4 protein-coding genes and 1 pseudogene are annotated in these 3,429 nt (G+C 38.1%); 3 read left to right on the top strand and 2 right to left on the bottom strand.

The features are described 5' to 3' along the window. Positions 1–651 precede the first annotated feature (651 nt). Positions 652–1,320, bottom strand: coding sequence for a Fic family protein (locus tag HT715_RS10855; RefSeq protein ID WP_023935916.1), 669 nt, complete (start codon positions 1,318–1,320; stop codon positions 652–654). A 138-nt stretch (positions 1,321–1,458) separates the two neighbouring features. Next, positions 1,459–2,202 (bottom strand): S24 family peptidase, encoded by a 744-nt coding sequence (locus tag HT715_RS10850; protein ID WP_023935914.1) that lies wholly within the window; start codon positions 2,200–2,202, stop codon positions 1,459–1,461. 169 nt (positions 2,203–2,371) lie between these two features. Between HT715_RS10850 and HT715_RS10845 the strand changes: the two genes are divergently transcribed. From HT715_RS10845 to HT715_RS10835, 3 genes and pseudogenes are all read left to right on the top strand, one after another. Then, positions 2,372–2,560 carry a helix-turn-helix transcriptional regulator gene (locus HT715_RS10845; protein WP_023935912.1) on the top strand — a complete coding sequence of 63 codons (189 nt, stop codon included), beginning with the start codon at positions 2,372–2,374 and terminating at the stop codon, positions 2,558–2,560. 322 nt (positions 2,561–2,882) lie between these two features. Beyond that, complete coding sequence (locus HT715_RS10840; protein ID WP_000130088.1) at positions 2,883–3,056, top strand: hypothetical protein; 174 nt, start codon at positions 2,883–2,885, stop codon at positions 3,054–3,056. A gap of 154 nt (positions 3,057–3,210) precedes the next feature. Continuing rightward, positions 3,211–3,429, top strand: a pseudogene (locus HT715_RS10835) (hypothetical protein); the annotation flags it as partial.

Here is a 3,429-nt window from a genome sequence, read left to right as displayed (position 1 = left end):
AAGTTTTACCATGCGAGGAACTACGAGAATGCCCCTATTTTCGATTTTAATTAGTCAGACGGTAAATAATACCAGAGTAGTAAACAAGGCGGATATGGGCTTATATGGGCTTGTTTGTGATGGGTGTTTTTGGTATAATGTTTTCGCCCCTCAATTTAATTCATGAAGGGAGGTGTTATATATGCTAGAGTTGTTTTCCCTTTTTCTAGCTCCGTTACTTGTTAACGTACTATCGGAGCTTTTCAAGTTATGGATAAAGAGACGTAGCAAGTAGCTTTTAACCCTTTAAGAGGGTAGCAAAAACCCCCATCGCTGTAACGGTGGGGCTTTTTAGTTACATATGCTAGAAGCACTGCTTTTCCCTTTATACTTTCATTCTAGCATACAAGCCCCAATATTTCAAGAGTTTTATTTTTTTTTTGATATTGTTTAGAGCGCTTTAAGCGTTCCTAAAATGCCGAAGTGTTGAAAATCGTCTAAATTATACCGCATTAGAGAGTTATAGCATGATGACAGGGTATTGACTTACCTTTTTTGTTTTTCTGAATAATATGGTATAATAGTCATGTAACCGCCTGAATCTTTCCCGTTATTTCAGTTCAGGCGATATTAGACAAGTTGTCAGTAGCTAGCTTGTCTTTTTTTGTTGCTTTAAAACTGTTTTTTTCGTATTCTTTCGTAGTCCAGTGACTTTTTGAAGAGGTCAGCTAGTCCCGTTACATTTTGGTTTGCTAACAATTCCATATAATGCGCCCTTGAGTCTTTTGAGATGATGATAGGAGCGTTTAGATACTTCATAGCCAAGTACATAAGTATCAGGCGACCAGTACGACCGTTACCATCGCTAAATGGGTGAATCCGTTCAATCTGGATATGGGTGTCTGCTAAAATCTCTAATACTTCTTTTTCATTCTGAGCATGCTCCAAACGATAAGCAGTATTATCCGCCCATTGTGTCATCAAGTAGGGCGTTTCTGCTGGGCTAGCCGTTTGAAATTCCGCCCCGATAATGGCATTTTGAACTTGCTTAAATTGTCCGCGATCATGTTGCAGCCTATCCACTAATAAGGCGTGAAAATCTTGAACCAGCCCCACAGTAAGAGCTTGATGGTTTGCCAATGAGTCCAAGAGATAAGAAAAGGCCTGTTTATGGTTTTCAATCTCATAAAACTCACGAATACTTTTGCCGTTGCGTGGCAAGGTGCTTTCTAAGATAATGCTGACGGTTTCGGGTAGAGAGATAGTATTCCCTTCAATACCGCTAGAATGGTAGGCCATGCGTACTAGTATATCGTCCAGATAGTTTTGTGAGTAGGTCATAATTCTCCTTTCTATTTGTCACTTTTGCCCATTTTTGCGCTTTAGTCTGTAAAATCGGCTTTCTATTCTTCATTTTCCTCCGTTTTTGCACAATAGACCATGAAAAGATGGTTGCTATTGGCGAATATGGGGGAGTTTTTAATTCTCTCTATATATACTCACGACTTCGCCGATGGTGCGTATATCGTTGTCTTCGTCTAGTTGAATATCAGCACATTCAGGGTTGAGACTTTCTAAATACCCTTGACGCAGTTTCTTGACGTAGTTAGCGCCGTCTACTTGGAAGATACCGATAGTGTTATAGTCAACTTGAGGTGCATTCTTTATAAAAAGATAGTCGCCGTTTTTTATCTTTGGCTCCATAGAGTTGCCAACGACATAAGCGATAGCGTCATAGTCGTCTGGTATTTCATCAGTATAAAAGCATTTTTCCATGTTTAGGTTATCGTCTTGGGTTATTCCGTTTCCAGCGGTTACAACTCCGATAACAGGGAGCGTCTTGCTTTCCCTGTAGTCGTCCAGACTGATAATATTTTCTGATACTATGTTTTCGTTTTTCTGCTCTAGCAGTTGCTTCTCAAGATAAGTCAAGGCCTTTGCTTGTCTTGGTGGAGTTAGTTGATCATAGATGGCTTGAACTGGGGAAGTGGTAGGTGTTTCTGAGTTAATAGCTGGGAAAAGGTCATCAACAGAAACATTAAAGACATCGGCAAGTTGAAAGATTGTGTTTTGTCTTGGTGAACGGTATCCTTTTTCATAATTGGCTATTGTTGATTTTCCAACACCTAGAATTTTAGCAAGTTCGACTTGAGACCAGCCGTTTCTTTTTCTATGTAACTTTATTTGTTGCCCGATAAATAAAGCCAATTCACTAGAATCCATGTTCAGTCCTCCTTTCTTTTATCAACTATATCATACTAGCTTTTCTCACAAAAAGCAAACTTTTTTTGTTTTTTTACAAAAAAACCTTGCCAAGTTCACGGAAAGGGGGTAGAATGTATTTTGTGAGCTGTTCACATTTCGCAAACCACTGAAAGGAGGAAAGATATTATTGCAAGAAAAACTAGTAAAAATCCGAAAAGAAAACGGCGTTACTCAGTCCGACCTTGCTAAACTTTTGGGGATTTCAAAAAATTCTTATAGTTCAAAGGAGCAAGGAAAGACAGATTTCAAAATTTCTGAAATGTTCAAAATCGCTAACCACTTTAAAAAAAGCATTAGCGATATTTTTACACAGTAGAAGTTCACGAAAAGCAAGAAAGGAGCGAACTAATCGCAATACTATATTACATCTACAAGATACTCCACTGGTGCTTTACCACTGGGGATTGACAACAAAAAAGTCACTTGCTGAACGTTTGGCGACTGAAGCAAGCGACTGAATCAAGAGTATAGATATTTTTCTATACCTAGATTATAGCATAATACAGCGGTTTCCGCTAGTACATTGAAAATAAAATAAGGTACGCTGGGAAGATTTTAAATTTTTTTCGGTTTAGGGGTTGACATTTAAGACGACAAGAATTATAATAATTTATGTCGTCAAGAAAGGAGGCAATCCGATGACTGACAAAATAAAGAAAGTAGGACGTCCGAAGGGAGAAAACTCTAATACCGTAAAATTAACAGTCAGAGTTAGCGAACAGCTAAATAGTAAGCTGGAAGAGTACGGTAAAAAGAATGGTTTGACAAAACCTGAAACCTTGAGAAAAGCCTTTGAAAATCTTACTAAATAAAAAATACCTTGCAACTTGTCAAACGCCAATCCGAGAAGTTGCAAAGTATCCGCCCCCACAAATGAGGTACGTAAATATCTTATCATGCGTACTCTTATTTGTCAAACATAGAAATAGAGTGCGCTTTTTGCGTACCCAAAAAATGAGGTAAAGAATGGGAAAACAAGTATTTACACAAGAAATACTAAGAAACATACAAGAAGAAAATGGAATCATCACAGTAGACTTAATACTAGACGCTTTACCAACTTGGTCAGAAAAAGACATCAAGGGGCGCTTATCAAATTGGCGTTACCGTAAAGTTATTGACTACAGGGTAGAAGATGGGGAATTTAGTGAGATTTTCCTACTAAAAAGCAAGCAGGAGATAAAA

Source organism: Streptococcus sp. 4155, assembly GCF_013276695.1.
Lineage (GTDB): Bacteria > Bacillota > Bacilli > Lactobacillales > Streptococcaceae > Streptococcus > Streptococcus pseudopneumoniae.
This window is presented reverse-complemented; position numbering and strand designations above follow the sequence as displayed.